Origin of the sequence: Variovorax sp. V93 (genome assembly GCF_041154485.1) — a bacterium.
Classification (GTDB): Bacteria; Pseudomonadota; Gammaproteobacteria; order Burkholderiales; family Burkholderiaceae_C; genus Variovorax; species Variovorax beijingensis_A.
The window spans coordinates 5,158,251-5,182,121 of the sequence record NZ_AP028669.1 but is presented as its reverse complement, the minus strand read 5'-3'; the positions used below and the strand labels follow the sequence as shown (position 1 = coordinate 5,182,121).

Sequence of the window (23,871 nt, the reverse complement as noted above, 5' to 3'; positions counted from 1 at the left end):
CAACATGAGCATGAGTGATCCCATTGCCGACCTGCTGACGCGTATCCGTAACGCGCAGATGGTGGCGAAGCCCACTGTGTCGGTCCCGTCTTCCAAGGTGAAGATCGCGATCTCGCAGGTCCTGAAGGACGAGGGCTATATCGACGGTTTCCAGGTCAAGACCGAAGACGGCAAGTCCGAACTCGTCATTACCCTGAAGTACTACGCTGGCCGCCCGGTCATCGAGCGCATCGAGCGCGTGAGCCGCCCCGGCCTGCGCGTCTACAAGGCCAGCGCTTCCATTCCGCAAGTCCAGAACGGCCTCGGCGTCGCGATCGTCACGACCCCCAAGGGCGTGATGACCGACCGCAAGGCGCGCGCTACCGGTGTCGGTGGCGAAGTGCTGTGCTACGTCGCCTAACCGAGACATCGAGGAGTAACTGAAATGTCCCGAGTAGGAAAAATGCCGATCACCATCCCCGCAGGCGTGGATGTGTCGATCAAGGAAGACCAGATCAGCGTCAAGGGCACGGGCGGCACGCTCAACCTTGCGCGCAATCCCCTGGTCAAGGTCGTCAGCAACGACGGCAAGCTGAATTTCGAGCCCGCCAACGAGTCGCGTGAAGCGAACGCGATGAGCGGCACGATCCGTCAGCTGGTGAACAACATGGTGGTTGGCGTGACCAAGGGCTTCGAGAAGAAGCTCAACCTGGTAGGCGTCGGCTACAAGGCTGCAGCGTCCAACAACAAGTTGAACCTGCAAGTCGGCTATTCGCACCCGGTCAACATCGACATGCCGCAAGGCATCACGGTGGCCACTGCGACCCCGACCGAAATCGTGATCAAGGGTGCTGACCGTCAGCGCGTTGGTCAAATCGCCGCTGAGATCCGCGCTGTTCGTCCGCCTGAGCCCTACAAGGGCAAGGGCATCCGTTATTCGGACGAGAAGATCGTGATCAAAGAGACCAAGAAGAAGTAAGGGGCAGCAAAATGATGTTGACCAAAAAAGCACAGCGTCTTCGCCGCTCGCGCCAGACCCGCATCCGCATCGCGACGCAGGGTGTGGCCCGTCTGACGGTGAACCGCACCAACCTGCACATCTATGCCACCGTCATCTCCGACGACGGCACCAAGGTGATCGCCACCGCATCGACGGCCGAAGCCGAAGTGCGCGCTGCGCTCGGCGGTTCGGGCAAGGGCGGCAATGCTGCCGCTGCAACGGCCATCGGCAAGCGCATCGCTGAAAAGGCGAAGGCTGCCGGCGTCGAGAAGGTCGCCTTCGACCGCGCTGGTTTCGCGTACCACGGCCGCGTCAAGGCGCTGGCCGACGCTGCCCGCGAAGCCGGCCTGCAGTTCTAAACGGACACGAGATTCAAAATGGCAAAGATTCAAGCAAGAACGCAGAACGAAGGCCCTGAAGACGGTTTGCGCGAGAAGATGATCGCGATCAACCGCGTCACCAAGGTGGTGAAGGGTGGTCGTATCCTCGGTTTCGCAGCACTCACCGTCGTGGGCGACGGCGACGGCCGCGTCGGCATGGGCAAGGGCAAGTCCAAGGAAGTGCCCGCTGCAGTGCAGAAGGCGATGGAAGAAGCCCGTCGCAACCTGGCCAAGATCTCGATCAAGAACGGTACGCTGCATCACCGCGTGACGGGTCACCATGGCGCCGCTTCGGTCGTCATGATCCCCGCCCCGAAGGGTACCGGCATCATCGCCGGCGGCCCGATGCGCGCCGTGTTCGAAGTCATGGGCATCACCGACATCGTGGCCAAGAGCCACGGTTCGTCGAACCCCTACAACATGGTTCGCGCCACGCTCGACGGGTTGAAGAACTCGACGACCGCGTCCGAAGTGGCTGCCAAGCGCGGCCTGACCGTCGAAGAAATCTTCGCCTGAGCGCAAGCTCTCGCAAGGCTGAAGGAAGCATTCAAATGACGACGCAACAACAAACCCTCAAGGTGCAATTGGTCAAGAGCCCGATTGGCACCAAGGAATCGCATCGCGCGACCGTGCGTGGCCTCGGCCTGCGCAAGCTCAACAGCGTGAGCGAGCTGCAGGACACCCCGGCGGTGCGCGGCATGATCAACAAGATCAGTTATCTGGTCAAAGTTCTGTAAGAGAGACTGATATGGAACTCAATGGCATCAAGCCGGCAGCTGGCGCCAAGCACGCCAAGCGCCGTGTCGGCCGCGGTATCGGCTCCGGCATCGGCAAGACCGCAGGCCGCGGTCACAAGGGTCAGAAGTCGCGCGCAGGCGGTTTCCACAAGGTCGGCTTCGAAGGCGGTCAAATGCCGCTGCAGCGCCGCCTGCCCAAGCGTGGCTTCAAGTCGCACCTGCTGAAGTTCAACGCCGAAGTCACGCTGACTGCCCTCGAGCAGCTCGGCCTGGCCGAAGTGGACATCCTGGCACTCAAGCAAGCCGGCCTCGTGGGCCAGCTCGCCAAGGTCGTCAAGGTCGTCAAGACCGGTGAACTCACCAAGGCCGTCAAGCTGACGGGCGTGGGTGCAACCGCTGGTGCCAAGGCTGCGATCGAAGCAGCCGGCGGCAGCGTCGCCTGATCACACCGGACTGAAAGAAGTTCTTCGTGGCAACTAACGCGGCAACGATCGCAAAGACAGGCAAGTTCGGCGACCTGCGTCGCCGGCTCGTCTTCTTGCTGCTCGCGCTCGTGGTCTATCGGATCGGCGCGCACATTCCTGTGCCGGGCATCAACCCGGACCAGCTGGCGGCGTTGTTCCAGGGCCAGCAGGGCGGCATCCTGAGCCTGTTCAACATGTTCTCGGGCGGGGCGCTGTCGCGCTTCACCGTGTTCGCGTTGGGGATCATGCCGTACATCTCGGCGTCGATCATCATGCAGCTGATGACCTACGTGCTTCCGACCTTCGAGCAATTGAAGAAGGAAGGCGAGGCCGGCCGCCGCAAGATCACGCAGTACACGCGCTATGGCGCGCTCGGCCTGGCCCTGTTCCAGTCGTTCAGCATTGCAGTGGCGCTCGAGTCCTCGGCCGGCCTGGTCATCTCGCCCGGTTTCGGCTTCCGCCTGACCGCCATGGTGAGCCTCACGGCAGGTTCGATGTTCCTGATGTGGCTCGGCGAGCAGATCACCGAACGCGGCCTGGGCAACGGCATCTCGATCCTGATCTTTGCAGGTATCGCGGCCGGCCTGCCCAATGCCATCGGCGGCCTCGCTTCGCTGGTGACGACCGGTGCGATGAACCCTATCATTGCGCTGTTCATCATCGCGATCGTGGTGCTGGTCACCTACTTCGTGGTGTTCGTCGAACGCGGCCAGCGCAAGATCCTCGTGAACTATGCGCGGCGCCAGGTCGGCAACAAGGTCTATGGCGGCCAGTCGTCGCACCTGCCCCTGAAGCTGAACATGGCCGGTGTGATTCCGCCGATCTTCGCCTCTTCGATCATCCTGCTGCCGGCAACGGTGGTCGGCTGGTTCAGCACCGGCGAAGGTGGTTTCGGCTGGATCAAGGACATTGCCGGCGCACTGCGTCCGGGCGAGCCGATCTACGTGCTGCTGTACGCTGCCGCGATCGTTTTCTTCTGCTTCTTCTACACGGCGCTCGTGTTCAACAGCAAGGAAACGGCCGACAACCTGAAGAAGAGCGGTGCATTCATTCCGGGCATTCGTCCGGGTGACCAGACCGCTCGCTATATCGACAAGATTCTGGTTCGCCTGACGTTGGCCGGCGCGGTGTACATCACCTTCGTCTGCCTGCTGCCCGAGTTCCTGATCCTGAAGTACAACGTGCCGTTCTACTTCGGTGGTACCTCCCTGCTGATCATCGTGGTCGTCACGATGGACTTCATGGCCCAGGTGCAAAACTACATGATGTCCCAGCAGTACGAATCGCTGCTGAAGAAGGCCAACTTCAAGACATCGTAGGGCTGTGTTGCAGTATTGAGTTCGGGCGGTAGACCGCCACGTTAAACAGTTTTAGGAGAATGAAATGAGAGTTTCGGCTTCGGTCAAAACCATCTGCCGTAATTGCAAGGTCATCCGCCGTAAAGGTGTGGTGCGTGTGATTTGCACCGACCCGCGCCACAAGCAGCGCCAGGGTTGATTGAAGAGTATTAGAGGACGCACATGGCACGTATTGCTGGCATCAACATTCCGCCGCACAAGCACGCTGAAATCGGCCTGACCGCCATCTTCGGCATCGGTCGCACCCGCGCCCGTCAAATCTGCGAAGCGAGCGGCATCGAATATTCGAAGAAGATCAAGGACCTGACCGACGCCGATCTCGAAAAGATCCGCGACCAGATCGCCTTGTTCACCATCGAAGGCGATCTGCGTCGCGAGACGACGATGAACATCAAGCGTTTGATGGACATCGGCTGCTATCGCGGCTTCCGTCACCGTCGCGGCCTGCCGATGCGCGGCCAGCGCACGCGCACCAACGCCCGCACCCGCAAGGGTCCGCGCAAGGCTGCGCAGTCCCTGAAGAAATAAGGATAGACCAGCATGGCTAAAGCACCTGCAAACAACGCCGCACAGCGCGTTCGCAAGAAGGTTCGCAAGAACGTTGCGGACGGCATCGCCCACGTGCATGCCTCGTTCAACAACACCATCATCACGATCACCGATCGCCAGGGCAACGCCCTGTCGTGGGCTTCGTCGGGTGGCCAGGGCTTCAAGGGCTCGCGCAAGTCGACGCCGTTCGCTGCGCAGGTGGCTTCCGAAGTGGCCGGCCGTGCTGCTGTCGAACAAGGCATCAAGAACCTCGACGTCGAGATCAAGGGCCCCGGCCCCGGTCGCGAATCGTCGGTGCGCGCACTGGCTGCGCTCGGCATCCGGATCAATTCCATTGCCGACGTGACGCCCGTTCCGCACAACGGCTGCCGTCCCCAGAAGCGTCGCCGCATCTGATCGTCAGTCCGCAAGGCGCAGCCGGCTTTTGAGCGGCTGCGCATTTGTTTTTTTACTAAGCCCACCGCCATCCGCGTCCTCGCCGATGGCTCCCGCAGGCAACTGCGGCAGATGACACAAAGGAAAAATCGTGGCACGCTACCTCGGCCCCAAGGCCAAACTTTCCCGCCGTGAAGGCACCGACCTGTTCCTCAAGAGCGCCCGCCGCTCCATCCAGGACAAGGCCAAGTTCGATTCCAAGCCCGGCCAGCATGGCCGCACTTCGGGTCAGCGCACGTCGGACTACGGCCTGCAGCTGCGCGAAAAGCAGAAGGTCAAGCGCATGTACGGCGTACTCGAGAAGCAGTTCCGCCGCTACTTCGAGGAAGCCGACCGCCGCCGTGGCAACACTGGTGCCAACCTGCTGTTCATCCTCGAATCGCGCCTGGACAACGTGGTCTACCGCATGGGCTTCGGCTCGACGCGCGCCGAGGCACGCCAGCTCGTGTCGCACAAGGCGATCACGGTGAATGGCCAGTCGGTCAACATCCCGTCGTACCTGGTCAAGACCGGCGACGTGATCGCCGTTCGCGACAAGTCGAAGAAGCAGACCCGCATTGCCGAAGCGCTCCAACTCGCCCAGCAAGTCGGTATCCCGGCCTGGGTCGAAGTGAACGCCGACAAGGCCGAAGGTACCTTCAAGAAGGTGCCCGATCGCGACGAATTCGCAGCCGACATCAACGAATCGCTGATCGTCGAACTGTACTCGCGCTAAACAGACGACAACGGGCCGCGCTTCGCGGCCCGATTTTGATTTTTTTGTTCCCATCGGGAGGCACTCCCGACGGGTGCTTCACCAGCCTTACCGGTGTAACGAGCCGGGGGTATTGAGAGGAAGTCTGCATGCAAACCACCCTGCTGAAACCCAAGACCATCCAGGTCGAGCAACTTGCCGCCAACAAGGCCAAGGTCACGCTCGAGCCTTTCGAGCGCGGCTACGGCCACACGCTCGGCAACGCGCTGCGCCGCGTTCTGCTGTCGTCGATGGTCGGTTATTCGGCCACTGAAGTCACGATCGCCGGCGTTCTGCACGAGTACTCGTCGATCGACGGCGTGCAGGAAGATGTCGTCAACATCCTGCTGAATCTCAAGGGTGTGGTGTTCAAGCTCCACAACCGCGACGAAGTCACGCTGAGCCTGCGCAAGGACGGCGAAGGCCCGGTGCTGGCATCGGACATCCAGACCCCGCACGACGTCGAGATCATCAACCCCGACCACGTGATCGCGCACCTGTCGCAAGGCGGCAAGCTCGACATGCAGATCAAGGTCGAAAAGGGCCGCGGCTACGTGCCCGGCACGATGCGCCGCTACGCCGACGAGCCGACCAAGTCGATCGGCCGCATCGTCCTGGACGCCTCGTTCTCGCCCGTGAAGCGCGTGAGCTACACGGTCGAAAGCGCCCGTGTCGAACAGCGTACCGACCTCGACAAGCTGCTGGTCGAAATCGAGACCAACGGTGCGATCACCGCCGAAGACGCGGTGCGCGCCTCGGCTAAAATCCTGGTTGAACAGCTGGCCGTGTTCGCGCAGCTCGAAGGCGGCGAACTGGCTGCATTCGATGCGCCGGCACCGCGCAGCGCACAGCAATTCGATCCGATCCTGCTGCGCCCTGTCGACGAGCTCGAGCTCACCGTGCGTTCGGCCAACTGCCTGAAGGCCGAAAACATCTACTACATCGGCGACCTGATCCAGCGCACCGAGAACGAGCTGCTCAAGACCCCGAACCTGGGTCGCAAGTCGCTCAACGAAATCAAGGAAGTGCTTGCCTCGCGCGGCCTGACCTTGGGTATGAAGCTTGAAAGCTGGCCGCCGGCCGGCCTCGACAAGCGTTGATTTTTGAATTGAGCCCATGAGGGCTCGTGCCCGGGCAGTACCTGATACGGCTGCCTGTTTAATAAAGTAAAGGAAAGCACCATGCGTCACGGACACGGACTCCGCAAACTCAACCGCACCAGCTCGCACCGCCTTGCGATGCTGCAGAACATGATGAATTCGCTCATCGAGCACGAAGTCATCAAGACCACGGTCCCCAAGGCCAAGGAACTGCGCCGCGTCATCGAGCCGATGATCACGCTCGCCAAGAAGCCCACGGTTGCCAACAAGCGCCTGGCTTTCGACCGCCTGCGCGACCGCGACAGCGTCGTCAAGCTCTTCGGTGAACTCGGCCCGCGTTTCGCAGCGCGTCCGGGCGGCTACACCCGCATCCTGAAGATGGGTTTCCGCGTTGGCGACAATGCACCCATGGCACTGGTCGAACTGGTCGACCGTCCTGAAATTAAAGAAGAAGCCGCCGAGCAAGGCGCTGCTGAATAAGGTATAATTCCATCTTGCCGCGCGATGGAGCAGCCTGGTAGCTCGTTGGGCTCATAACCCAAAGGTCGCAAGTTCAAATCTTGCTCGCGCAACCAATTTAAAAGGCCCTTTGAAATTCAAAGGGCCTTTTTTCTTTGGGTCGATGGATCCGCTCATAAAAATGCCCTCGCGAAGAGGGCATTTTCATTTGTGCCGCGCAGGCGGCTTCTTTCGCGTCCGGCTAGTCCGGAATGACCGCCGTGACCTCGATCTCGACCTTGGCGCGGTGCTCGACCAGCGCCGCCACCTGCACGCAGGTCATGGCCGGGAAATTGCGCCCCATGGCATCGCGGTACACCGGGCCGAGTTCGCCGAGCCGGCGGCTGTATTCGTCGCGGTCGGTCACGTACCAGGTCATGCGCACCATGTGCTCGGGGCCGGCACCGGCTTCACGCAGCACTGCGGCGATGTTGCGCAACGCCAGGCCGCACTGCTCGATGAAGTCGTCCGACTCGAACTGCTGCTGCGCATTCCAGCCGATCTGGCCGCCGACGAACACCATGGTGCCGCGCGCGGCCACGCCATTCGCATAGCCCTTGGGGGGCAACCAGCCCGGGGGCTGCAGGAGTTTGTTCATCATGATGTGGTGTCGTCGTTGAATTGTCTCAGTTTGAATCGCTGGAGCTTGCCGGTCTCGGTGCGCGGCAGCACCGGCACGAACTCGATCTCCCGCGGGTATTTGAACGGTGCGATGGCGGCCTTCACATGGTCCTGCAGCACCTTGACGAGCGCCGCATTGCCCTCGTGGCCGGGCTTCAGCACGCAGAAGGCCTTCACGATCATGCCGCGGTCGGCATCGGGCTTGCCGATCACGCCGCATTCGGCCACGGCCGGGTGCTTGAGCAGCGCGTCCTCGACCTCGGGTCCGCCGACGTTGTAGCCGGCGGTGATGATCATGTCGTCGGCGCGTGCCTGGTAGAAGAAGTAGCCGTCGTCGTCCTGCACGAACGAATCGCCGGGGTAGTTCCAGCCGTTCTTCACGTAGTCGGCCTGGCGCGGATCGTCCAGGTAGCGGCAGCCCACGGGCCCCTGCAGCGCCAGCTTGCCGATGGTGCCGCGCGGGACTTCGTTGCCCTGGTCGTCCACCACCTTGGCGGTGAAGCCGGGCACCACCTTGCCGACTGCGCCGCGGCGCACCTGGTCGCCGGCGGCCGAGATGTAGATGTGGAACACCTCGGTGCCGCCGATGCCGTCGAGCATCTCGATGCCGGAGGCTTCCTTCCACAGCTGGCGCGTGGCGTCGGGCAGCGCCTCGCCGGCGCTCACGCAGATGCGCAGGCTCGGCACGCCGTGCTGCCGCACGAAGGGCGCCATCTGGCGATAGAAGGTGGGCGCCGTGTAGCAGATGGTCGCGCCGACCTCGTTGATGAGCTTCACGAGCCCCTCGGGCGTGAACGGCGCATCGGCAAAGTACACCGAGGCGCCGGCCCACATCGGAAACACCAGCAACCCGCCGAGCCCGAAAGTGAAAGCCAGCGGCGGCGAGCCGATCACGATGTCGTCGCTGCGCGCCTGCAGCACATGCCGGGGCCAGGTGTTGCACATTGCGAGCACGTCGCGGTGCGTGGTGACCGGTGCCTTGGGCTTGCCCGTGGTGCCGGAGGTGAAGGCGAGCAGGGCGATGTCGTCCGACGCCGTGGGGCAGGCGGTGAACACGCCGCTCTTGCCGGCCGCGCGCGCCGACAGCGAATCGGGCGCATCGGGCTGGTTGAACGCGATCACCGATGCGAGCACGGGATGCTCCCGCTGCGCCAGCACGAGTTCGTCGAGCAGGCGTCCGTCGCACAGCGCCGCCACGGGACGCGCCTTCTCGACGATCTCGCCGAGTTCCTTGGCGCGCAGCAGCGGCATGGTGGCGACGGCAATCAACCCGGCCTTGACCACCGCGAGCCACGACAGTGCCATGGCCACCGAGTTGCCGCCGCGCAGCAGCACGCGGTTGCCGGGCACGAGGCCGAGGTCTTCGGTCAGCACCTGCGCGATGCGGTTGACTTCGACGGCGGCCTGCGAATAGGTCAGCGTGCCGGCGGGCGAACGCAGCATCGGCTTGTCGCCGAAGCCCTTGGCGGGCGCCTTGTCCAGGAGCTCCTCCACGAGGTTCAGCTGATCGGGCAACTGCAACTCCGGGAGGTCGTAGCGGAAGACCGGCAGCTGCTCGGCGGGCGGCAGGCGGTCGTGAACGAAGCGGTCGACTTGGGCAGACACGGTGTTTATCCCCGCAAAACGGATTTGCCGATGATCAGTTGCTGGACTTCCGTCGCGCCTTCGTAGATGCGCAGCGAGCGGATGTCGCGGTAGAGGCTCTCAATCTTCGTGCCAACCTTCACGCCGAGGCCGCCGTGCATCTGCAGCGCCATGTCGATCACGCGGCTCGCGTTCTCGGTGGCGCACATCTTGGCCATGGCCGCTGCGGCGGACACGTCGCCCACCGCGGGTGCGCCGCGGCGTTCGGCGTCATCGCGCATCCATGCGGCGCGGTAGGTGAGCAAGGCCGCGCTGTCGATCAATGCCGCCATCTCGCCGAGCTTGGCCTGCGTGAGCTGGAAATCGGCGAGCGTCTGTCCGAACATGCGCCGGCCCTTCGCATGTGCGATGGCTTCGGCGAGTGCGCGGCGACCCATGCCCAATGCCGCCGCTGCGACGGATGCACGGAAGATGTCGAGCGTGCGCATCGCGAGCTTGAAGCCGCCGTTGAGTTCGCCGAGTTGCGCCGTGCGCGGCACGATGCAGTCCTGAAAGCGCAGCGTGGCCAGCGGATGCGGCGCCATCACGTCGATGTGCTCGGAAGTGTCGAGGCCGGCTGCCGTTGCATCGACGATGAACGCCGTGATGCCGCGCGTGCCGCCCGCGGGATCGGTCTTGGCGAACAGGCAGTAGAAGTCGGCGATGCCGCCGTTGCTGATCCAGGTCTTCTCGCCGTTGAGGCGCCAGCCGTCGGGCGTGGCTTCGGCGCGCATGGCCATGGCCGCCACGTCGGAGCCCGCGTCGGGTTCGCTGAGGGCAAAGGCCGCGATCTTCTCGCCCCTGCCCACGGCCGTGAGGTACTGCGATTGCTGCTCGGGCGTGCCCGCGAGCGTGATCGCGCCGCTGCCCAGCCCCTGCATCGCAAACGCGAAGTCGGCCAGCGGCGAGTGGTAGCCGAGCGTTTCGCGCAGCAGCACGAGCGCGCGCGAATCGAGGCGCTCCAGCGCGCCGCCTGCGCTGCCGGGCACGGCATAGCGCAGCCAGCCGCCGTCGCCGAGGCGGCGCACCCAGTCGCGGCAGGCCGCGCGGTCGTCGCGCTCGTCGATCTCCTGCGCGGCGCACCAGGGCAGCAGCTCGCTCGCGAGCGCGCGATGCGCGTCGTCGAAGAACGGCAGCGCGAGGTGCGTTGTCGACGGTGGTGCGGGGATCTTGGTCATCATGACTTCAGTCTCCGCCGAACACGGGCTTGCGCTTGGCCGCAAACGCTTCGTAGGCGCGCCTGAAATCCTCGGTCTGCATGCAGATGGCCTGCGCCTGCGCTTCGGCCTCGATGGCCTGGTCGATGGTCATCGACCACTCCTGCGAGAGCATGGTCTTGGTCATGCCGTGCGCGAAGCTCGGGCCTTCAGCCAGTTCGCGCGCCACCTTGGTGGCCGCTTCGAGCAGGGCGTCGCTTTCATGCAGCGCATTGAAGAAGCCCCAGGCCTGGCCTTCCTGGGCCGTCATCGCGCGGCCGGTGAACAGCAGCTCGGAAGCGCGACCCTGGCCGATCACGCGCGGCAGCAAGGCGCAGGCGCCCATGTCGGCGCCGGCCAGGCCGACGCGCGTGAACAGGAAGGCAGTGCGCGTGGCGGGCGAGCCGTAGCGCAGGTCGCAGGCCAGCGCGATCATCGCGCCGGCACCGGCGCACACGCCGTCGATGGCGCCGACGATCGGCTGCGGGCAGTGGCGGATGGCCTTCACCAGGTCGCCGGTCATGCGCGTGAACTCGAGCAGCTCCGGCATGCGCATGCCGGTGAGCGGGCCGATGATCTCGTGCACGTCGCCGCCCGAGCAGAAGTTGCCGCCGGCGCCGGTGACCACGATGGCCCTCACGTCGGTCGCATAAGCCAAGGCGCGGAACAGGTCGCGCAGCTCGGCGTACGAGTCGAAGGTGAGCGGGTTCTTGCGCTCGGGGCGATTCAGCGTGATGGTGCCGACGCCCGCTTCGTAGTGCCATGCGAAGTGCTTCGCCGCGTAAGGCGCCTTGGCCTCGAATTGCGCGTGCATGGGATTGCCCGCGCCGATGTAGTGCTTCATTCGGCCTCCGCCATCTGGCTGTGTGAGTGTTGCTTGACCTTGCCGAGCAGCTTGTGCAGCTGCGCGATCTCCTTGGCGCTGAGGGCCGCGAAGGCATCGACGATCCAGTCTTCGTGCTGCTGCGCCATCTCGTTGAAGAGCTTGCGCCCGCGCGCCGTGAGCCGCACGCGCCAGGCGCGGCGGTCGCCCTCGACGTTGATGCGTTCCACCAGCCCTTCGGTCACGAGCTGGTCGGTGATGCCGGTGACGTTGCCGCCCGTCACCATCATGCGGCGCGAGAGCTCGTTCATCTTCAGGCCATCGGGCGAGCGCTCGAGCTGCGACATCAAGTCGAAGCGCGGCAGCGTGGTGGCGAACTGCGAGCGCAGTTCGTTGCGCACCTGCTTCTCGATCAGCTGGGTGCAGGTGAGCAGCCGCAGCCAGAGGCGCAGGGCCTCGGGGTGCTCGCTGTGGGCGCGTGCTTCGAGGTCCATGTCAGTGGCGCCCGGCCGCCCGAAGGCACTGACGCGCCCCCTCGGGGGGCAGCGATACGCGAAGCGATGAGCGTGGGGGTTTCATTTCAGTGCGTCTCCTCGCTGTTCTGAGCCAACGCGGCGGCGGAGATCTGCTGCTGCTTGGCGATCTCGCGGTACATCTGGTCGCGCCCGCTCAGGTATTGCTTGGGCCAGTCGACGTCGCGGCTTTGCAGCTTGGCGGCCTCGTGCAAGGTCCACGCAGGGTCGGCAAGGTGCGGGCGCGCGATGGCGCAGAGGTCGGCGCGGCCGGCCGCGATGATGCTGTTGGCCTGGTCGGCGTCGGTGATGGCGCCCACCGCGATGGTCGAGATGCCGACCTCGTTGCGGATGCGGTCCGAGAACGGCGTCTGGTACATGCGGCCGTACACCGGCTTGGCGGCGCGCGTGGTCTGGCCGGAAGACACGTCGATGAAGTCCGCACCGGCTTCCTTGAAGAGGCGCGCCACCACCACGGCATCGGCATCGGTGTTGCCGCCGGGCGCCCAGTCGTGCGCCGAGATGCGCACGCTCATCGGCTTGTCTTGCGGCCACACGGCGCGCATGGCGCGGAACACCTCGAGCGGGTAGCGGCAGCGCGCTTCGATGCCGCCGCCGTATTCGTCGGTGCGCAGGTTGGTCAGCGGGCTGATGAAGGCCGACAGCAGGTAGCCGTGCGCGCAGTGCAGCTCGAGCCAGTCGAAGCCGCATTCGGCGGCGCGGCGCGTGGACGCCACGAACTGGTCGCGCATGAAGTCCATCTGTTCGCGCGTCATCGCGGCCGGCAGCTGGTTCTGTTCGCCGTAGGCCACCGCGCTGGCGGCCAGCAGCGGCCAGTTGCCGCTTGCTAGCGGCTCGTCGGTGCCTTCCCAGCCCACGCGCGTCGAACCCTTGGGGCCGCTGTGGCCGAGCTGCATGGCGATCTTGGCGCTCGACTGCGTGTGCACGAAATCGACGATGCGCTTGAACGCGGCCTGCTGGGCGTCGTTGTACAGGCCCGTGCAGCCGGGGGTGATGCGGCCTTCGGGCGTCGGGCTGGTCATTTCGACGAACACCATGGCGGCGCCGCCGAGCGCGCGCGCGCCCAGGTGCACCAGCAGGAAGTCCTGCGGCACGCCGTCGACCGCGCTGTAGGTGGCCATCGGCGACACCAGGATGCGGTTCTTGAGCTTGAGGCCGCGCACCTGCAGCGGCATCAGCATGGGCGCAATGGGCTTGCCGCCGGCGAGCCATTGCTCGTAGCCGCCAAGCCATTGCGTGTCGCGCACGCGCAGGTTCTCGTGGCTGATGCGCTGCGAGCGCGTGAGCAGCGAGTAGGCGAACTGCTCGATCTGCATGCCGGTGTAGCGCGGCACGTTCTCGAACCATTCGGTGGAGTTGCGCGCGGCGTTCTGGATCTTGAGCACCTCGACGCTGCGGCGCGCCTCGTAGCCTTCGAGCACGTGGTCGACAGTGCCGCCCTGCGCGAATTCGTTGGCCAGGTCGATCGCGTCTTCCAGCGCGAGCTTGGTGCCCGAGCCGATCGAGAAGTGCGCCGTGTGCGCCGCGTCGCCCATCAGCACCACGGGCACCGAGCGGCCCTGCACGTCGATGCGGTGCGTCCAGCGCTCGCACACCACGCGCGGAAAGCGGATCCAGTTGGCCGAGCCGCGCAAATGCGTGGCATTGCTGATGAGCGAATGGCCGCCCAGGTACTTGGCGAACAGCTTCTCGCAGAAGGCGATGGCCTCGGGCTGCTCCATCTGGTCGAGGCCGTGGGCCTTCCAGACTGCTTCGGGCGTCTCGACGATGAAGGTCGAGGTCTTGTCATCGAACTGGTAGGCATGGGCCTGGAACCAGCCGTGCTCGGTCTGTTCGAAGGCGAAGGTGAAGGCGTCGAAGGTCTGGTGCGTGCCCAGCCACACGAAGCGGCAGTTGCGCAGGTCGATGTCGGGCTTGAACACGTCGGCATAGCGCTGGCGGATGCGGCTGTTGAGGCCGTCGCTTGCAATCACCAGGTCGGCGTTGTACTGGGCGGCGATCGCCTGGTCGTCGGTGGCGTCGGTCTCGAAGACCAGCTTCACGCCGAGCGCGAGGCAGCGCTCCTGCAGGATGTTCAGCAGACGCTTGCGGCCGATGCCGCAGAAGCCGTGGCCGCCCGAGCGCACCTGCCGGCCCTTGAAGAAAACCTGGATGTCGTCCCAGTGGTGGAACTCGCTGCCGATCAGCGCCGCGGTCTCGGCATCGGCCGCGCGCAGGTTGGCGAGCGTCTGGTCGCTGAGCACCACGCCCCAGCCGAAGGTGTCGAAGGGGCGGTTGCGCTCCACCACGGTGATCTCGAGCGCGGGGTTGCGCGCCTTCATCAGCAGCGCGAAGTACAGGCCCGCGGGGCCGCCGCCGATGCACAGGATGCGTTGAAGGTCCATGGCGGGTGCGGCAGAGGTGCCGGCGGTTAGGCTGTTCATGGTTGAATAGTTTAAGCATAAACAATCTGGTGTCAACGGGGCCTTCCCCGGCGGGGTACCCGGGGCGCCGTGGGTGTCATGCAAAAAATCGAAAAAATCAATACCATCGCTTCACCATGCAAAGCTTGATACCCAAGATCGAGTCGCAGCTTGCGTCGCTGCCCGTGCCCATCGCGCTGGAACTGCCCGATGGTCGAAGAGTTGCCAAGCCGGGGTCGCGTGTCACCCTGGCGTTCAGCGAGTGGTCGGCGCTGGCCAAGCTGGCGGCGCATCAGGTGGGGGCCATCGGAGAGGCCTATGTGGAGGGCCGGGTGCAGATCGAAGGCGCGATGCGCGACCTGATCGACGCCACGGTCGGCATGCTGCCCGGCAACCCCGCGGAGACCAACACCACCTGGTGGACCCGGCTGCTGCGGCTGGCCAAGTCCCACAACTCGCATTCGCTGCACAAGGATGCCGAGCAGATCCAGTTCCATTACGACGTCTCCGACGACTTCTACGCGCTGTGGCTCGATCCGCGCCGGGTGTATTCGTGCGCCTATTTCCGCACGCCGGGGCTGACGCTGGCGCAAGCCCAGGAGGCCAAGCTGGACCACATCTGCCGCAAGCTGCTGCTGCAGCCCGGCGAGCGTTTTCTCGACATCGGCTCCGGCTGGGGCGGGCTGCTGCTGTGGGCGGCGGAGCACTATGGCGTCGACGCCACCGGCATCACGCTGTCGAAGAACCAGCATGCGCACGTGCAGCGCCTGATCGAGGAAAAGGGCCTGCAGGGCCGCGTGCGGGTGGAGCTGCGCGACTACCGCGAGCTTTCGGCCGATGCGCCCTTCGACAAGATCTCGTCGGTCGGCATGTTCGAGCATGTGGGCGCGGCCAACATGCCCACCTATTTCCGCAAGATCCATTCGCTGCTCAAGCCCGGCGGGCTGGTGCTGAACCACGGCATCACCTCGGGCCAGCTCGACTACCGCCAGCTGGGCGCGGGCATGGGCGACTTCATCGAGAAGTACATCTTCCCGGGCGGCGAGCTGCTGCATGTGACGCACGTGCTGCGCGAGACGGCGGCCGCGGGTCTGGAGATGGTCGATACCGAAAGCCTGCGCCCGCACTATGCGCGCACGCTGTGGGCCTGGTCGGACGCGCTGGAGTCGCAGCTCGACACGGCGCGCGAAGTGCTCGCGCGCGCGGGCGGGCGGCAGGGCGAGAATGCCGAGCGCATCCTGCGCGCCTACCGCCTCTACCTGGCGGGCTCGGCCATGAGCTTCGAGCAGGGCTGGATCTCATTGCACCAGATGCTTTCGACCAAGCCCGACGGCCGGGTCGAGCATGGTGTTTTGCGCGGTTCGCAATCGGTGTACCCTTTTGCCCGTGACTACATCTACAAGTGAGTGAGAACAACCATGCTGTACCGATTCCAGTCCCGGGCCTCCCCTGACTTCGTGATGCTGGAGGTGCATGCACGCCAGCTGTTCGACATCGTCGGCAAGGCACCTGCGCCGCAGGGCATCATCACCCTCGAGCAGATCCCGGGCGCCATTGCGGCGCTCGAATCCGCGCTGGCGCGCGAGGCCAGCAATCCGCACAACCATGACGACTACGCCGTCGAAGGCCACGCCAACGAGGCCGAAAAGCAGCACGTGGGCCTGCACCAGCGCGCAGCCCCGCTGCTGCACATGCTCAGGGATTCCCTGGCCGATAAAAAAGACGTGACCTGGAAGACCTGAGCGCCTGTCGCGAAGCCTGGGGGTTAGTCCACCTTCGCGCCGGAGTCCTTCACAACCTTCGCCCACTTCACGTGCTCGCTGGCAATCAGCTTGGCGAAGTCGGCCGGCGAATTGCCGCTCGGGATGGCGCCCTGGGCGAGCATCTTTTCCTTGATGGCGGGCGTGCCCAGCGACTTGGCCACTTCCTGCTGGATCCGGTTCACGATCTCGGGCGAGGTGCCGGCCGGCGCCAGCAGGCCGAACCATGAGCTCGCCTCGAAGCCCTTGAGCGTCGGGCCGCCCGCTTCCTCGACCGTCGGGACGTCGGGCAGCGCCGGCGAGCGCCTGGCACTGGTCACGGCCAGGGCCGTGAGCTTGCCGCCCTTGATCTGCGCCATCGACGAAGGCAGGTTGTCGAACATCACGTCGGCGTTGCCGCCCACCATGTCCAGCAGCGCCGGGCCCGAGCCCTTGTACGGGATGTGGGCCATGAAGGTGCCGGTCATGCTCTTGAAGAGCTCGCCTGCCAGGTGGATCGAGGTGCCGCTGCCGCTGGAGGCCATGTTGAGCTTGCCCGGGTTGGCCTTGGCGTACTTGATGAAGTCCTGCACGTTGTGGATGTTCAGCGCCTTGGCCTTGTCGGCGTTCATCTCCATGACGTTCGGCACGGCCGCCACCAGCGTGATCGGCGCGAAGTCCTTGATCGGGTCGAACGGCAGCTTGGGATAGAGCGCGCGGTTGATGCCGTGCGTGCCGACCGTGCCCATCAAGAGCGTATAGCCGTCGTTCGGCGCGCGCGCCACGATCTCGGCGCCCACGTTGCCGCCCGCGCCCGCGCGGTTGTCGACGATGAACTGCTGGCCGAAGGCCTTCGACAGTTCGGGCGCGACGGCGCGCGCCAGGATGTCGGTGGTGCCGCCGGCCGCGAAGGGCACGACGATGCGCACCGGCTTGTTCGGCCAGGTGTTCTGGGCCCAGGAAGGGGCAGCCGCGAGGGCGATGGCGCAGGCGGAAGCGGCCAGTGCGGCGCGGCGGTTCGTCTTGAAGTTTGAAGAAGAGGTCATGCGGGCGTTTGTACAGGGGAACCGCCGCGCGCATGGCGGGTAAAAACCCCGTGGGGCGCCGGTCTATGCCACCTGCATCCGCTGTGCAAACCGCTCGCTGCGAAAACGCTCCAGCACAAAGTCGATGAACACGCGCGTCTTCGCGGGCAGCAGCTTCTTGCTCGGGTAGTAGAGCCAGACCGCGCCCGCGTCGAAGTGCCACTCGGGCAGCAGGCGCACCAGCTCGCCGCTGCGCAGGCCGCGTTCGACGAAGGGCATCGGCAGCATCGCCACGCCCAGGCCCATCAGCGCGGCGTGCGCAATGGCTTCGGGGTCGTTGAAGATCGCGCGCGGCCGCGGCAGCTCCACCGTGGCCTGGTCGCCGCTCGCATGCTGCAGCGTCCAGCTGCGAAGCCGGCCGGTGGGCGAGGAGCGCCGCAGCAGGGCGTCGAGCTGCGCCAGTTCCGCGGGCTGTGCCGGCAGCGTGCGCCCTGCCAGGTAGCCCGGTGCGGCCACCGCCACCACATGGATGCGCGCCAGTTCGCGCGCCACCACGCCGGGCGACAGCTCGATGCCGCCGCCGATGGCCGCGTCGAAGCCTTCGCCCACCAGGTCCACCTGCTGGTTGTCGAAGTGCCAGTCGGGCAGGATGGACGGGTATCGCGCGAGGAAGTCGCCCATCATCGGCAGCACATGCTCGCGGCCGAAGGCCTGGCCCATGCTCACCTTGAGTGTGCCGGCGGGCTGGCCGTCGTCCTGCGACAGGCCGGCCACGGCGTCCTGCAGCGTGGCCAGCGCCCCGCCGATCTGGCCCAGGAAACGCTCGCCGCCCTCCGTCAGCGTGAGGCGGCGGGTGCTGCGCTGGAACAGCCGCACGCCCAGCCGGGCTTCGAGCCGCGCGACGTTCTTGCTGACCGCGGCCGGCGTGAGCCCGAGCCGGCGGGCAGCGGCCGAGAAGCTGCCGCTTTCGGCGCTCTGCACGAAGGACTGGAGGTGATTGAGCGGTTCCATGGGCCTATTTTCAACCAATGGTTGAATCTGATTGGAACGATTGATGGCTACCGGAACGGTAATGGAATCCCGACACTGAAGGTCTTCCACCTCACAACCGATAGGAAACCATCACCATGGCACTCAGCAAATCCACTTCCCCCGTGCTCACGGGCAAGGTCGCTTTCGTCACCGGCGGTTCGCGCGGCATCGGCGCCGCGATCGTGCGCCGCCTGGCCGAGGACGGCGCCGCCGTCGCCTTCAGCTATGCCAGCTCCGGCGCGCCGGCCGACGAACTCGTGCGCAGCATCGAGGCCGAAGGCGGCCGTGCGCTGGCGCTGAAGATCGACAGCGCCGATGCCGCCGCGCTCACCGCCGGCATCGACGAAGCCGCGCGCAAGCTCGGCCGCATCGACATGCTGGTCAACAACGCCGGCGTCTTCCTGCCCGGCACCCTCGATGATTTCTCGCTCGAGGATTTCGACCGCACGCTGGACATCAACGTGCGCGCAGTCTTCGTGGCGGCCAAGGCCGCCGTGCGCCACATGGGCGAGGGCGGGCGCATCATCAACATCGGCAGCACCAACGCCGAGCGCATGCCCTGGCCCGGCGGCAGCGCCTATGCCATGAGCAAGTCGGCGCTCAAGGGCCTGGTGCAGGGCCTCGCGCGCGACCTCGGTCCGCGCGGCATCACGGTCAACAACGTGCAGCCCGGCCCCGTCAACACCGACATGAACCCGGTCGACGGCCCGAACGCCGCCGCGATGCACGGCCTGATGGCGCTGGCCCGCCACGCGCGCCCCGAGGAAATCGCCGGCATGGTGGCGTACCTCGCGAGTCCCGAAGCCGCGTTCGTTACCGGCGCCAGCCTCAACATCGACGGCGGATTCGCGGCCTGAAGGCTATCCGGCGCGCTGGACGGCGGCAATGAGCTTGTCCAGGGTGGCATCGAGGCGGGCGAGCTCGTCGGCCGCGATGCCCTCGAACAGCGCGGCCTCGCGCTGCCGGCCCAGCACGCCGACGGTTTCGTGCAGCGCCTTGCCGGCCGCCGTCAGGTAGAGCCGGCTGCGGCGCCGGTCGGTGGGGTCGCCCACGGGCTGCACACGCTTGTGGCGCTTCAGGCCGGCCAGGGCGCGGCTCACCGCCATCTTGTCGAGGCCGGTGAGATCGGCGATCTGCGTGGCATTGAGCCCCGGCTGCGCGCCGAGCACCGCCATGGCACGCCATTCGTTGAGCGTGAGGTGGTGTTCGCGGCCCACCTTCTCGTGAAAGGGCCGCGCCGTGAGATTGACCACCCGCACCAGCTTGAAGAACAGCGGGTCCATGGCGCGGCTGGTTCAGCCCAGCAGTTTTCTCGCGGCGGCCGCGATGGCCTCGGCGCCGACGCGCGATTGCGCCTCCAGCACCGGCGCATAGCCGACCGGAATGCGCGGCGCGCCAAGCCGCGCCACGCGGCAGCCCGTGGCCTCGGCGGCGCTGGCGGCAATCTCGGCGCCGAAGCCCGCCGCCTGCACCGCCTCGTGCGCCACCAGCAGCCGCCCGGTGCGTGCACACGACGCGAGCACCGTCTCGCGGTCCCAGGGCCAGAGCGTGCGCAGGTCGATCAGGTCGACCGCGATGCCTTCGGCCGCCAGTGCATCGCAGGCCGCCGCGCAGGCCTGCATCTGCCGGCTCCAGCTCACGAGCGTGAGCGCGTTGCCCTCGCGCATGCGCCGCGCCTTGCCGAGCGGCACGGCGATGTCTTCGTCGACCTCGCCGCGCAGGCCCCAGAGCGTCTTGTGCTCGATGTAGACCACGGGGTCGCCGCACGCGAGCGCGGCGCGCAACAGGCCGTAGTTGTCCTGCGGCGTCGACGGGCTCACCACCACCACGCCCGGCAGGTGCGCGAACCAGGCCTCGAGCGACTGCGAATGCTGCGCGGCCGAGGCGTCCCAGATGCCGCCGGGCATGCGTGCCACCAGCGGCACGCGGCCCTGGCCGCCGAACATGAAGCGGTTCTTGGCGGCCTGGTTGACCAGTTCGTCCATGCCGCAGAGCGCGAAGTCGACCACCCGCATCTCGACCACGGGCCGCAGGCCCGCGAGCGCCATGCCCACGCCGGCGCCCATGATCGCGGCCTCGCTGATCGGCGTGTCGATCACGCGCTCGGCGCCGAAGGCCTGCTGCAGGCCCTTGTACTGGCCGAAGATGCCGCCGCGGCCCACGTCCTCGCCGAGCACGACCACGCGCGCATCGGCTTCCATTTCGCGCTGGATTGCGAGCACGGCGGCTTCGGAATAACTCAGCGTGGTTGTCACAGCCATTGGCCTGCTCCCGTGGTCTGCACGTCGGTGAAGGCGGCGCCGGGCTCGGGCCAGGGCGCGGCGTCGGCCACGGCGAGGGCGGTGTCCACCTCGTCGCGCGCGGCATTCTCGATGGCATCCAGCGTCGCGGCGGCCACGCCCATGTCCAGAAGGTGCCCGCGTGCCCGCGCGATCGGATCGGTTTCGAGCGCGGCGGCCAGTTCGGCCGGATCGCGGTAGGCCGCGAGGTCGACCGACACATGCCCCTTCACGCGGTAGGTCAGCGCATGCAAAAGCCGCGGTCCGGCGCCACCGCGCACTTCGGCGACCAGCCGCGCGGCGGTTTCGTGCACCGCGAACACGTCGTTGCCGTCGACCTGCGTGGCCGCGATGTCCATCGAGGCGGCGCGCGCCGATGCGCCTTCGCCCGCCGTCATCGGGCCGCTCGCGGTGGTGGCGCTCCAGCGGTTGTCCTCGCAGACGAAGAGCACCGGCAGGCCGTACACGCGCGCCCAGTTCAGCGCCTCGAGGAAAGGCCCGCGGTTGATGGCGCCGTCGCCGAAGAAGCAGACCGTGATGTCGCCATTTTTTCCGAGCAGCTTCTGCGCATGCGCCGCGCCGACCGCAATCGGCAGGCCCGCCGCCACCACGCCGTTCGCGCCCAGCATGCCGACCGAGAAGTCCGCGATGTGCATCGAGCCGCCCTTGCCGCCGTTGAAGCCGGTGGCCTTGCCGAACAGCTCGCACATCATGCGGGCAAGGTCGGCGCCCTTGGCCAGCGTGTGGCCGTGGCCGCGGTGCGTGGAGGTGAGGTAGTCGCTCGTGCGCAGGTGCGCGCAGACGCCCGCGGGCACCGCCTCCTGGCCGGTCGAAAGGTGCAGCGGCCCGCGCACCTTGGCGGCGCCGGCGGCCTGCTGGCCATAGGCGCTCACGCCGCCCTGGCTGGCGGCTTCGGCGGCGTTTTCGAAGGCGCGGATGCGCACCATGGCGCGGTACAGCGCCGTGCCTGAATTGCTCGGGTCCATCTTGTCTCCAGCGCCCTTGACGGGGGCGTTCCGGCAAAAATCGTATCAAGCGTGACGACATGGCCTCACAGGGCTTACCCCCTGCCGTGTTCCCGCAGTGGAAGTCTGAGAATGATTCTCAAATGCATCGGTAGAATGGCGCCCCCGTCCGCACGATTCCTTTGCGGCCGCTGCCCGCGTCGATCGAAGCAGCGCCGGCCCCTGCTTTTCCCATGCACAAGTTCTTTCTGGCCACGCCTCTCGCGCTCGCGGGGGCCTTTTCCCATGCCCAAATCACCGAGCCGGCCGCCGAGGCGCGCGGGCAGCTCGGCACCGTCACGGTGGAATCCAGTGCGACCACCGGCTTCGTCGCCAACACGGTGGAGGCCGGCACCTTCCGCGGCGCCGGCATCATGGACGTGCCCGCCACGGTCAACACCGTCACGCGCGAGGTGCTGGAGCTGCAGGGCGCGGCCAGCATCTACGAGGCGCTGCGCAACACGGCCGGCGTGACGCGCCAGCAGAACGGCGGCGACACCTTCGACCAGCTCGTGATCCGCGGCATCGCGGTGGAGAACCGGACGAACTACCGGCTCAACGGCTCGCTCGCGATTCCCAACGTCTCCGAGATTCCCATGGAGAACAAGGAGCGCGTCGAGGTGCTGAAGGGCGCCTCGGCGCTCTACTACGGCTTCACCACGCCGGCGGGCATCGTCAACCTCGTGACCAAGCGCGCCGGCAGCACGCCCGTGAGCACCGTGGGCCTCACGCTCGACGACCGCGGCTCGGCACAGGCACTGGCCGACCTCGGGCGCCAGTTCGGCGACCAGAACCAGTACGGGCTGCGCATCAACGCCGCCGGCGGGCGCATCGGCTCGAACATCGACGGCGTGGACGGCAACCGCAGGTTCGTGTCGGCCGCGTTCGACTGGCGCATCAACAGCCGGCTCACGCTCAAGGCCGACGTCGAGAACTACCGCAAGCGCATCACCGAGCAGGCCGGCATCACCCGGCTGGCGGCTGTCAACGGGGTGATCGCCCTGCCTGCCGTGCCCAACCCCGACAAGCTGCTCGGGCCGCCGTGGGCCGTGTTCGATGCCGAAGTCACCAACACCCAGCTGCGCGCCGACTATTCGCTCGGCGGCAACTGGGCACTGACCGTGGAAGCCGGCCACTCCGAAGCCGAGCGCGACCGCCGGCTCGCAAGCTTCAGCAACTACAACGTGCTGACAGGCGCCGGCCGCATCACCGGCAACGACCAGAGCCTCAAGCAGACCTCGGACCTGCTGCGCACCGAGCTGTTCGGCACCTTCTCGACCGGCAGCGTGCAGCACGAACTCACGCTCGGCGCCGCGCGCAGCAAGAAGACGCAGGACCCGATCTTCCAGCGCAACTACGGCGGCGCCAGCACCGTGCAGAACCTGTACAACCCGGTGCCCATCGGCTATTTGCCGCTGACGGCGCGGCCGGCCCGGCCCACCACTGGCGCCCAGGAAAGCGAGGAGCTCGGGCTCTATGCGCTCGACCGCATCAGCTTCTCGCCGCAGTGGCAGCTGGTGGCCGGCCTGCGCCGCACCCACTACGAGAGCACGCAGGGCGCGAGCGCCACGATCCCGCCGATCGCCTACGACGTGCGCAAGACCACGCCGCTCGCGGCGCTGAGCTACAAGTTCACGTCCGCGCTGGTGGGCTACGTCTCCTATGCGGAGGGCGTGGAGGAAGGCGAGATCGCGCCCGCCGGCACCGCCAACCAGAACGCCCACATGCCGCCCGGCGTGAGCAAGCAGAAGGAAATCGGCCTGCGCTGGCTCAGCGACGGCGGCATGCTGCTGTCGGGTGCGCTGTTCGACATCGAACGCCCCGGCGCCTACACCAACAGCGCCAACACCTTCGTGGCCGACGGCCGCCAGCGCTACCGCGGCCTCGAAGTCTCGGCGCAGGGCCGCCTGACGCGCGCGCTCGCCTGGCAGCTGTCGGCCCAGTCGCTGGATGCCGAGTTCCGCGGCATCAACGCGCAATACAACGGGAAGATGCCCGAGAACACCGCCAAACAAACGGCCAGCGTCTTTCTCTCGTACGACATCGCCGCAGTGCCGGGCCTCTCGGTCAACGCGGGCGCCTACTACACGGGGCGCCGGCCGGTGGACGACCTGAACCAGGCCTTCATCGGCGGCAACACCCTTTTCGGCCTGGGCGCGCGCTACGTGACGCAGCTGTTCGGCAAGCGCACGCTGTGGCAGGTCAACGTCGACAACGTGGCCGACAAGCGCTACTGGGCAGCGGCCGGCACGCGGCTGGCCGTGGGCGCGCCGCGCAGCATCAAGGCGACGCTCAAGGTCGACCTTTGAACGAATCCGCAACAAGACGGCAGCGGCCCTTCACATCCTTCGGCGTTTTTTC

Annotated in this window: 28 protein-coding genes and 1 tRNA gene; 18 read left to right on the top strand and 11 right to left on the bottom strand. The window is 66.3% G+C overall.

What is annotated here, in order from left to right:
* The first annotated feature begins 4 nt into the window (after positions 1-4).
* From rpsH to ACAM54_RS24560, 14 genes are all read left to right on the top strand, one after another.
* Complete coding sequence (gene rpsH / locus ACAM54_RS24625) at positions 5-400, top strand: 30S ribosomal protein S8 (RefSeq protein WP_021012928.1); 396 nt, start codon at positions 5-7, stop codon at positions 398-400.
* A 24-nt stretch (positions 401-424) separates the two neighbouring features.
* Positions 425-958, top strand: coding sequence for a 50S ribosomal protein L6 (gene rplF, locus ACAM54_RS24620; protein ID WP_013544111.1), 534 nt, complete (start codon positions 425-427; stop codon positions 956-958).
* A 14-nt stretch (positions 959-972) separates the two neighbouring features.
* A complete protein-coding gene (gene rplR / locus ACAM54_RS24615) occupies positions 973-1,338 on the top strand; it encodes a 50S ribosomal protein L18 (protein WP_021012927.1) in 366 nt (121 codons plus the stop codon).
* Between the two features lie 18 nt (positions 1,339-1,356).
* Positions 1,357-1,875 carry a 30S ribosomal protein S5 gene (rpsE, locus tag ACAM54_RS24610; protein ID WP_124959016.1) on the top strand — a complete coding sequence of 173 codons (519 nt, stop codon included), beginning with the start codon at positions 1,357-1,359 and terminating at the stop codon, positions 1,873-1,875.
* 35 nt (positions 1,876-1,910) lie between these two features.
* Positions 1,911-2,096: a 50S ribosomal protein L30 gene (rpmD, locus tag ACAM54_RS24605; RefSeq protein ID WP_009124818.1), complete on the top strand. Its 186-nt coding sequence runs from the start codon at positions 1,911-1,913 to the stop codon at positions 2,094-2,096.
* A gap of 11 nt (positions 2,097-2,107) precedes the next feature.
* On the top strand, positions 2,108-2,539 hold the full coding sequence (rplO, locus tag ACAM54_RS24600) for a 50S ribosomal protein L15 (RefSeq protein WP_369649228.1): 432 nt from the start codon (positions 2,108-2,110) through the stop codon (positions 2,537-2,539).
* 26 nt (positions 2,540-2,565) lie between these two features.
* On the top strand, positions 2,566-3,879 hold the full coding sequence (secY, locus tag ACAM54_RS24595) for a preprotein translocase subunit SecY (RefSeq protein WP_145739339.1): 1,314 nt from the start codon (positions 2,566-2,568) through the stop codon (positions 3,877-3,879).
* Positions 3,880-3,943: 64 nt separating this feature from the next.
* On the top strand, positions 3,944-4,057 hold the full coding sequence (rpmJ, locus tag ACAM54_RS24590) for a 50S ribosomal protein L36 (RefSeq protein ID WP_013544106.1): 114 nt from the start codon (positions 3,944-3,946) through the stop codon (positions 4,055-4,057).
* A gap of 23 nt (positions 4,058-4,080) precedes the next feature.
* On the top strand, positions 4,081-4,446 hold the full coding sequence (rpsM, locus tag ACAM54_RS24585) for a 30S ribosomal protein S13 (RefSeq protein WP_013544105.1): 366 nt from the start codon (positions 4,081-4,083) through the stop codon (positions 4,444-4,446).
* A 12-nt stretch (positions 4,447-4,458) separates the two neighbouring features.
* Positions 4,459-4,863, top strand: a complete 405-nt coding sequence (gene rpsK, locus ACAM54_RS24580; protein WP_009124825.1) for a 30S ribosomal protein S11 — start codon at positions 4,459-4,461, stop codon at positions 4,861-4,863.
* A gap of 130 nt (positions 4,864-4,993) precedes the next feature.
* Positions 4,994-5,617: a 30S ribosomal protein S4 gene (gene rpsD, locus ACAM54_RS24575; RefSeq protein WP_013544104.1), complete on the top strand. Its 624-nt coding sequence runs from the start codon at positions 4,994-4,996 to the stop codon at positions 5,615-5,617.
* A 128-nt stretch (positions 5,618-5,745) separates the two neighbouring features.
* Positions 5,746-6,735 carry a DNA-directed RNA polymerase subunit alpha gene (rpoA, locus tag ACAM54_RS24570; protein WP_009124827.1) on the top strand — a complete coding sequence of 330 codons (990 nt, stop codon included), beginning with the start codon at positions 5,746-5,748 and terminating at the stop codon, positions 6,733-6,735.
* An 81-nt stretch (positions 6,736-6,816) separates the two neighbouring features.
* A complete protein-coding gene (gene rplQ / locus ACAM54_RS24565) occupies positions 6,817-7,215 on the top strand; it encodes a 50S ribosomal protein L17 (RefSeq protein WP_015867792.1) in 399 nt (132 codons plus the stop codon).
* Between the two features lie 18 nt (positions 7,216-7,233).
* Positions 7,234-7,310 (top strand) — tRNA-Met (locus ACAM54_RS24560).
* Positions 7,311-7,435: 125 nt separating this feature from the next.
* Here ACAM54_RS24560 and ACAM54_RS24555 read toward each other — a convergent pair.
* The 6 genes from ACAM54_RS24555 to ACAM54_RS24530 all read right to left on the bottom strand — a co-directional run bounded on the left by ACAM54_RS24555 (position 7,436) and on the right by ACAM54_RS24530 (position 14,452).
* Positions 7,436-7,834 carry a RidA family protein gene (locus ACAM54_RS24555; protein ID WP_145739348.1) on the bottom strand — a complete coding sequence of 133 codons (399 nt, stop codon included), beginning with the start codon at positions 7,832-7,834 and terminating at the stop codon, positions 7,436-7,438.
* Positions 7,831-9,459, bottom strand: coding sequence for an AMP-binding protein (locus ACAM54_RS24550; RefSeq protein WP_369649227.1), 1,629 nt, complete (start codon positions 9,457-9,459; stop codon positions 7,831-7,833). Before ACAM54_RS24550 ends, ACAM54_RS24555 begins: the two co-directional genes overlap by 4 nt.
* 5 nt (positions 9,460-9,464) lie before the next feature.
* A complete protein-coding gene (locus tag ACAM54_RS24545) occupies positions 9,465-10,658 on the bottom strand; it encodes an acyl-CoA dehydrogenase family protein (RefSeq protein ID WP_369649226.1) in 1,194 nt (397 codons plus the stop codon).
* 4 nt (positions 10,659-10,662) lie between these two features.
* Positions 10,663-11,517, bottom strand: a complete 855-nt coding sequence (locus tag ACAM54_RS24540) for an enoyl-CoA hydratase family protein (protein WP_369649225.1) — start codon at positions 11,515-11,517, stop codon at positions 10,663-10,665.
* Positions 11,514-11,990, bottom strand: coding sequence for a MarR family winged helix-turn-helix transcriptional regulator (locus tag ACAM54_RS24535; RefSeq protein ID WP_015867787.1), 477 nt, complete (start codon positions 11,988-11,990; stop codon positions 11,514-11,516). The genes ACAM54_RS24540 and ACAM54_RS24535 overlap by 4 nt, the downstream gene beginning before the upstream one ends.
* 86 nt (positions 11,991-12,076) lie before the next feature.
* The gene (locus ACAM54_RS24530) at positions 12,077-14,452 is read right to left on the bottom strand and encodes a bifunctional salicylyl-CoA 5-hydroxylase/oxidoreductase (RefSeq protein ID WP_369651885.1); all 2,376 of its coding nucleotides are present in this window, start codon (positions 14,450-14,452) and stop codon (positions 12,077-12,079) included.
* Between the two features lie 116 nt (positions 14,453-14,568).
* Here ACAM54_RS24530 and ACAM54_RS24525 point away from each other — a divergent pair, with 116 nt between their 5' ends.
* Complete coding sequence (locus ACAM54_RS24525; RefSeq protein WP_209500131.1) at positions 14,569-15,837, top strand: cyclopropane-fatty-acyl-phospholipid synthase family protein; 1,269 nt, start codon at positions 14,569-14,571, stop codon at positions 15,835-15,837.
* 12 nt (positions 15,838-15,849) lie between these two features.
* Positions 15,850-16,173 carry a DUF1840 domain-containing protein gene (locus ACAM54_RS24520; RefSeq protein ID WP_145739360.1) on the top strand — a complete coding sequence of 108 codons (324 nt, stop codon included), beginning with the start codon at positions 15,850-15,852 and terminating at the stop codon, positions 16,171-16,173.
* 23 nt (positions 16,174-16,196) lie between these two features.
* On the opposite strand, the gene ACAM54_RS24515 is transcribed toward ACAM54_RS24520, so the two are convergent.
* Positions 16,197-17,216 (bottom strand): tripartite tricarboxylate transporter substrate binding protein, encoded by a 1,020-nt coding sequence (locus tag ACAM54_RS24515; RefSeq protein WP_145739362.1) that lies wholly within the window; start codon positions 17,214-17,216, stop codon positions 16,197-16,199.
* Positions 17,217-17,279: 63 nt separating this feature from the next.
* A complete protein-coding gene (locus ACAM54_RS24510; RefSeq protein ID WP_145739364.1) occupies positions 17,280-18,206 on the bottom strand; it encodes a LysR family transcriptional regulator in 927 nt (308 codons plus the stop codon).
* Positions 18,207-18,322: 116 nt separating this feature from the next.
* Here ACAM54_RS24510 and ACAM54_RS24505 point away from each other — a divergent pair, with 116 nt between their 5' ends.
* Entirely contained in the window at positions 18,323-19,084 is a 762-nt protein-coding gene (locus ACAM54_RS24505; RefSeq protein WP_307698206.1) for an SDR family oxidoreductase, read from the top strand.
* A 3-nt stretch (positions 19,085-19,087) separates the two neighbouring features.
* Here ACAM54_RS24505 and ACAM54_RS24500 read toward each other — a convergent pair whose 3' ends face one another.
* The 3 genes from ACAM54_RS24500 to ACAM54_RS24490 are packed head-to-tail and all read right to left on the bottom strand — an operon-like array spanning position 19,088 to position 21,492.
* Positions 19,088-19,510 carry a MarR family winged helix-turn-helix transcriptional regulator gene (locus ACAM54_RS24500; protein WP_209535564.1) on the bottom strand — a complete coding sequence of 141 codons (423 nt, stop codon included), beginning with the start codon at positions 19,508-19,510 and terminating at the stop codon, positions 19,088-19,090.
* 12 nt (positions 19,511-19,522) lie between these two features.
* Positions 19,523-20,488 carry an alpha-ketoacid dehydrogenase subunit beta gene (locus tag ACAM54_RS24495; protein WP_369649223.1) on the bottom strand — a complete coding sequence of 322 codons (966 nt, stop codon included), beginning with the start codon at positions 20,486-20,488 and terminating at the stop codon, positions 19,523-19,525.
* Entirely contained in the window at positions 20,479-21,492 is a 1,014-nt protein-coding gene (locus tag ACAM54_RS24490; protein ID WP_145739372.1) for a thiamine pyrophosphate-dependent dehydrogenase E1 component subunit alpha, read from the bottom strand. Before ACAM54_RS24490 ends, ACAM54_RS24495 begins: the two co-directional genes overlap by 10 nt.
* Before the next feature lie 212 nt (positions 21,493-21,704).
* Here ACAM54_RS24490 and ACAM54_RS24485 point away from each other — a divergent pair, with 212 nt between their 5' ends.
* The gene (locus tag ACAM54_RS24485; RefSeq protein ID WP_369649222.1) at positions 21,705-23,819 is read left to right on the top strand and encodes a TonB-dependent siderophore receptor; all 2,115 of its coding nucleotides are present in this window, start codon (positions 21,705-21,707) and stop codon (positions 23,817-23,819) included.
* Positions 23,820-23,871: the final 52 nt, after the last annotated feature.

Excerpts from the sequence above, each read along its gene's own strand:
- rpsH (WP_021012928.1), top strand. The coding sequence starts at position 5 with ATGAGCATGAGTGATCCCATTGCCGACCTGCTGACGCGTATCCGTAAC.
- rplF (WP_013544111.1), top strand. The coding sequence starts at position 425 with ATGTCCCGAGTAGGAAAAATGCCGATCACCATCCCCGCAGGCGTGGAT.
- rplR (WP_021012927.1), top strand. The coding sequence starts at position 973 with ATGTTGACCAAAAAAGCACAGCGTCTTCGCCGCTCGCGCCAGACCCGC.
- rpsE (WP_124959016.1), top strand. The coding sequence starts at position 1,357 with ATGGCAAAGATTCAAGCAAGAACGCAGAACGAAGGCCCTGAAGACGGT.
- rpmD (WP_009124818.1), top strand. The coding sequence starts at position 1,911 with ATGACGACGCAACAACAAACCCTCAAGGTGCAATTGGTCAAGAGCCCG.
- rplO (WP_369649228.1), top strand. The coding sequence starts at position 2,108 with ATGGAACTCAATGGCATCAAGCCGGCAGCTGGCGCCAAGCACGCCAAG.
- rpmJ (WP_013544106.1), top strand. The coding sequence starts at position 3,944 with ATGAGAGTTTCGGCTTCGGTCAAAACCATCTGCCGTAATTGCAAGGTC.
- rpsM (WP_013544105.1), top strand. The coding sequence starts at position 4,081 with ATGGCACGTATTGCTGGCATCAACATTCCGCCGCACAAGCACGCTGAA.
- rpsK (WP_009124825.1), top strand. The coding sequence starts at position 4,459 with ATGGCTAAAGCACCTGCAAACAACGCCGCACAGCGCGTTCGCAAGAAG.
- rpoA (WP_009124827.1), top strand. The coding sequence starts at position 5,746 with ATGCAAACCACCCTGCTGAAACCCAAGACCATCCAGGTCGAGCAACTT.
- rplQ (WP_015867792.1), top strand. The coding sequence starts at position 6,817 with ATGCGTCACGGACACGGACTCCGCAAACTCAACCGCACCAGCTCGCAC.
- ACAM54_RS24555 (WP_145739348.1), bottom strand. The coding sequence starts at position 7,834 with ATGATGAACAAACTCCTGCAGCCCCCGGGCTGGTTGCCCCCCAAGGGC.
- ACAM54_RS24545 (WP_369649226.1), bottom strand. The coding sequence starts at position 10,658 with ATGATGACCAAGATCCCCGCACCACCGTCGACAACGCACCTCGCGCTG.
- ACAM54_RS24540 (WP_369649225.1), bottom strand. The coding sequence starts at position 11,517 with ATGAAGCACTACATCGGCGCGGGCAATCCCATGCACGCGCAATTCGAG.
- ACAM54_RS24535 (WP_015867787.1), bottom strand. The coding sequence starts at position 11,990 with ATGGACCTCGAAGCACGCGCCCACAGCGAGCACCCCGAGGCCCTGCGC.
- ACAM54_RS24530 (WP_369651885.1), bottom strand. The coding sequence starts at position 14,452 with ATGAACAGCCTAACCGCCGGCACCTCTGCCGCACCCGCCATGGACCTT.
- ACAM54_RS24525 (WP_209500131.1), top strand. The coding sequence starts at position 14,569 with ATGCAAAGCTTGATACCCAAGATCGAGTCGCAGCTTGCGTCGCTGCCC.
- ACAM54_RS24520 (WP_145739360.1), top strand. The coding sequence starts at position 15,850 with ATGCTGTACCGATTCCAGTCCCGGGCCTCCCCTGACTTCGTGATGCTG.
- ACAM54_RS24515 (WP_145739362.1), bottom strand. The coding sequence starts at position 17,216 with ATGACCTCTTCTTCAAACTTCAAGACGAACCGCCGCGCCGCACTGGCC.
- ACAM54_RS24510 (WP_145739364.1), bottom strand. The coding sequence starts at position 18,206 with ATGGAACCGCTCAATCACCTCCAGTCCTTCGTGCAGAGCGCCGAAAGC.
- ACAM54_RS24505 (WP_307698206.1), top strand. The coding sequence starts at position 18,323 with ATGGCACTCAGCAAATCCACTTCCCCCGTGCTCACGGGCAAGGTCGCT.
- ACAM54_RS24500 (WP_209535564.1), bottom strand. The coding sequence starts at position 19,510 with ATGGACCCGCTGTTCTTCAAGCTGGTGCGGGTGGTCAATCTCACGGCG.
- ACAM54_RS24495 (WP_369649223.1), bottom strand. The coding sequence starts at position 20,488 with ATGGCTGTGACAACCACGCTGAGTTATTCCGAAGCCGCCGTGCTCGCA.
- ACAM54_RS24490 (WP_145739372.1), bottom strand. The coding sequence starts at position 21,492 with ATGGACCCGAGCAATTCAGGCACGGCGCTGTACCGCGCCATGGTGCGC.
- ACAM54_RS24485 (WP_369649222.1), top strand. The coding sequence starts at position 21,705 with ATGCACAAGTTCTTTCTGGCCACGCCTCTCGCGCTCGCGGGGGCCTTT.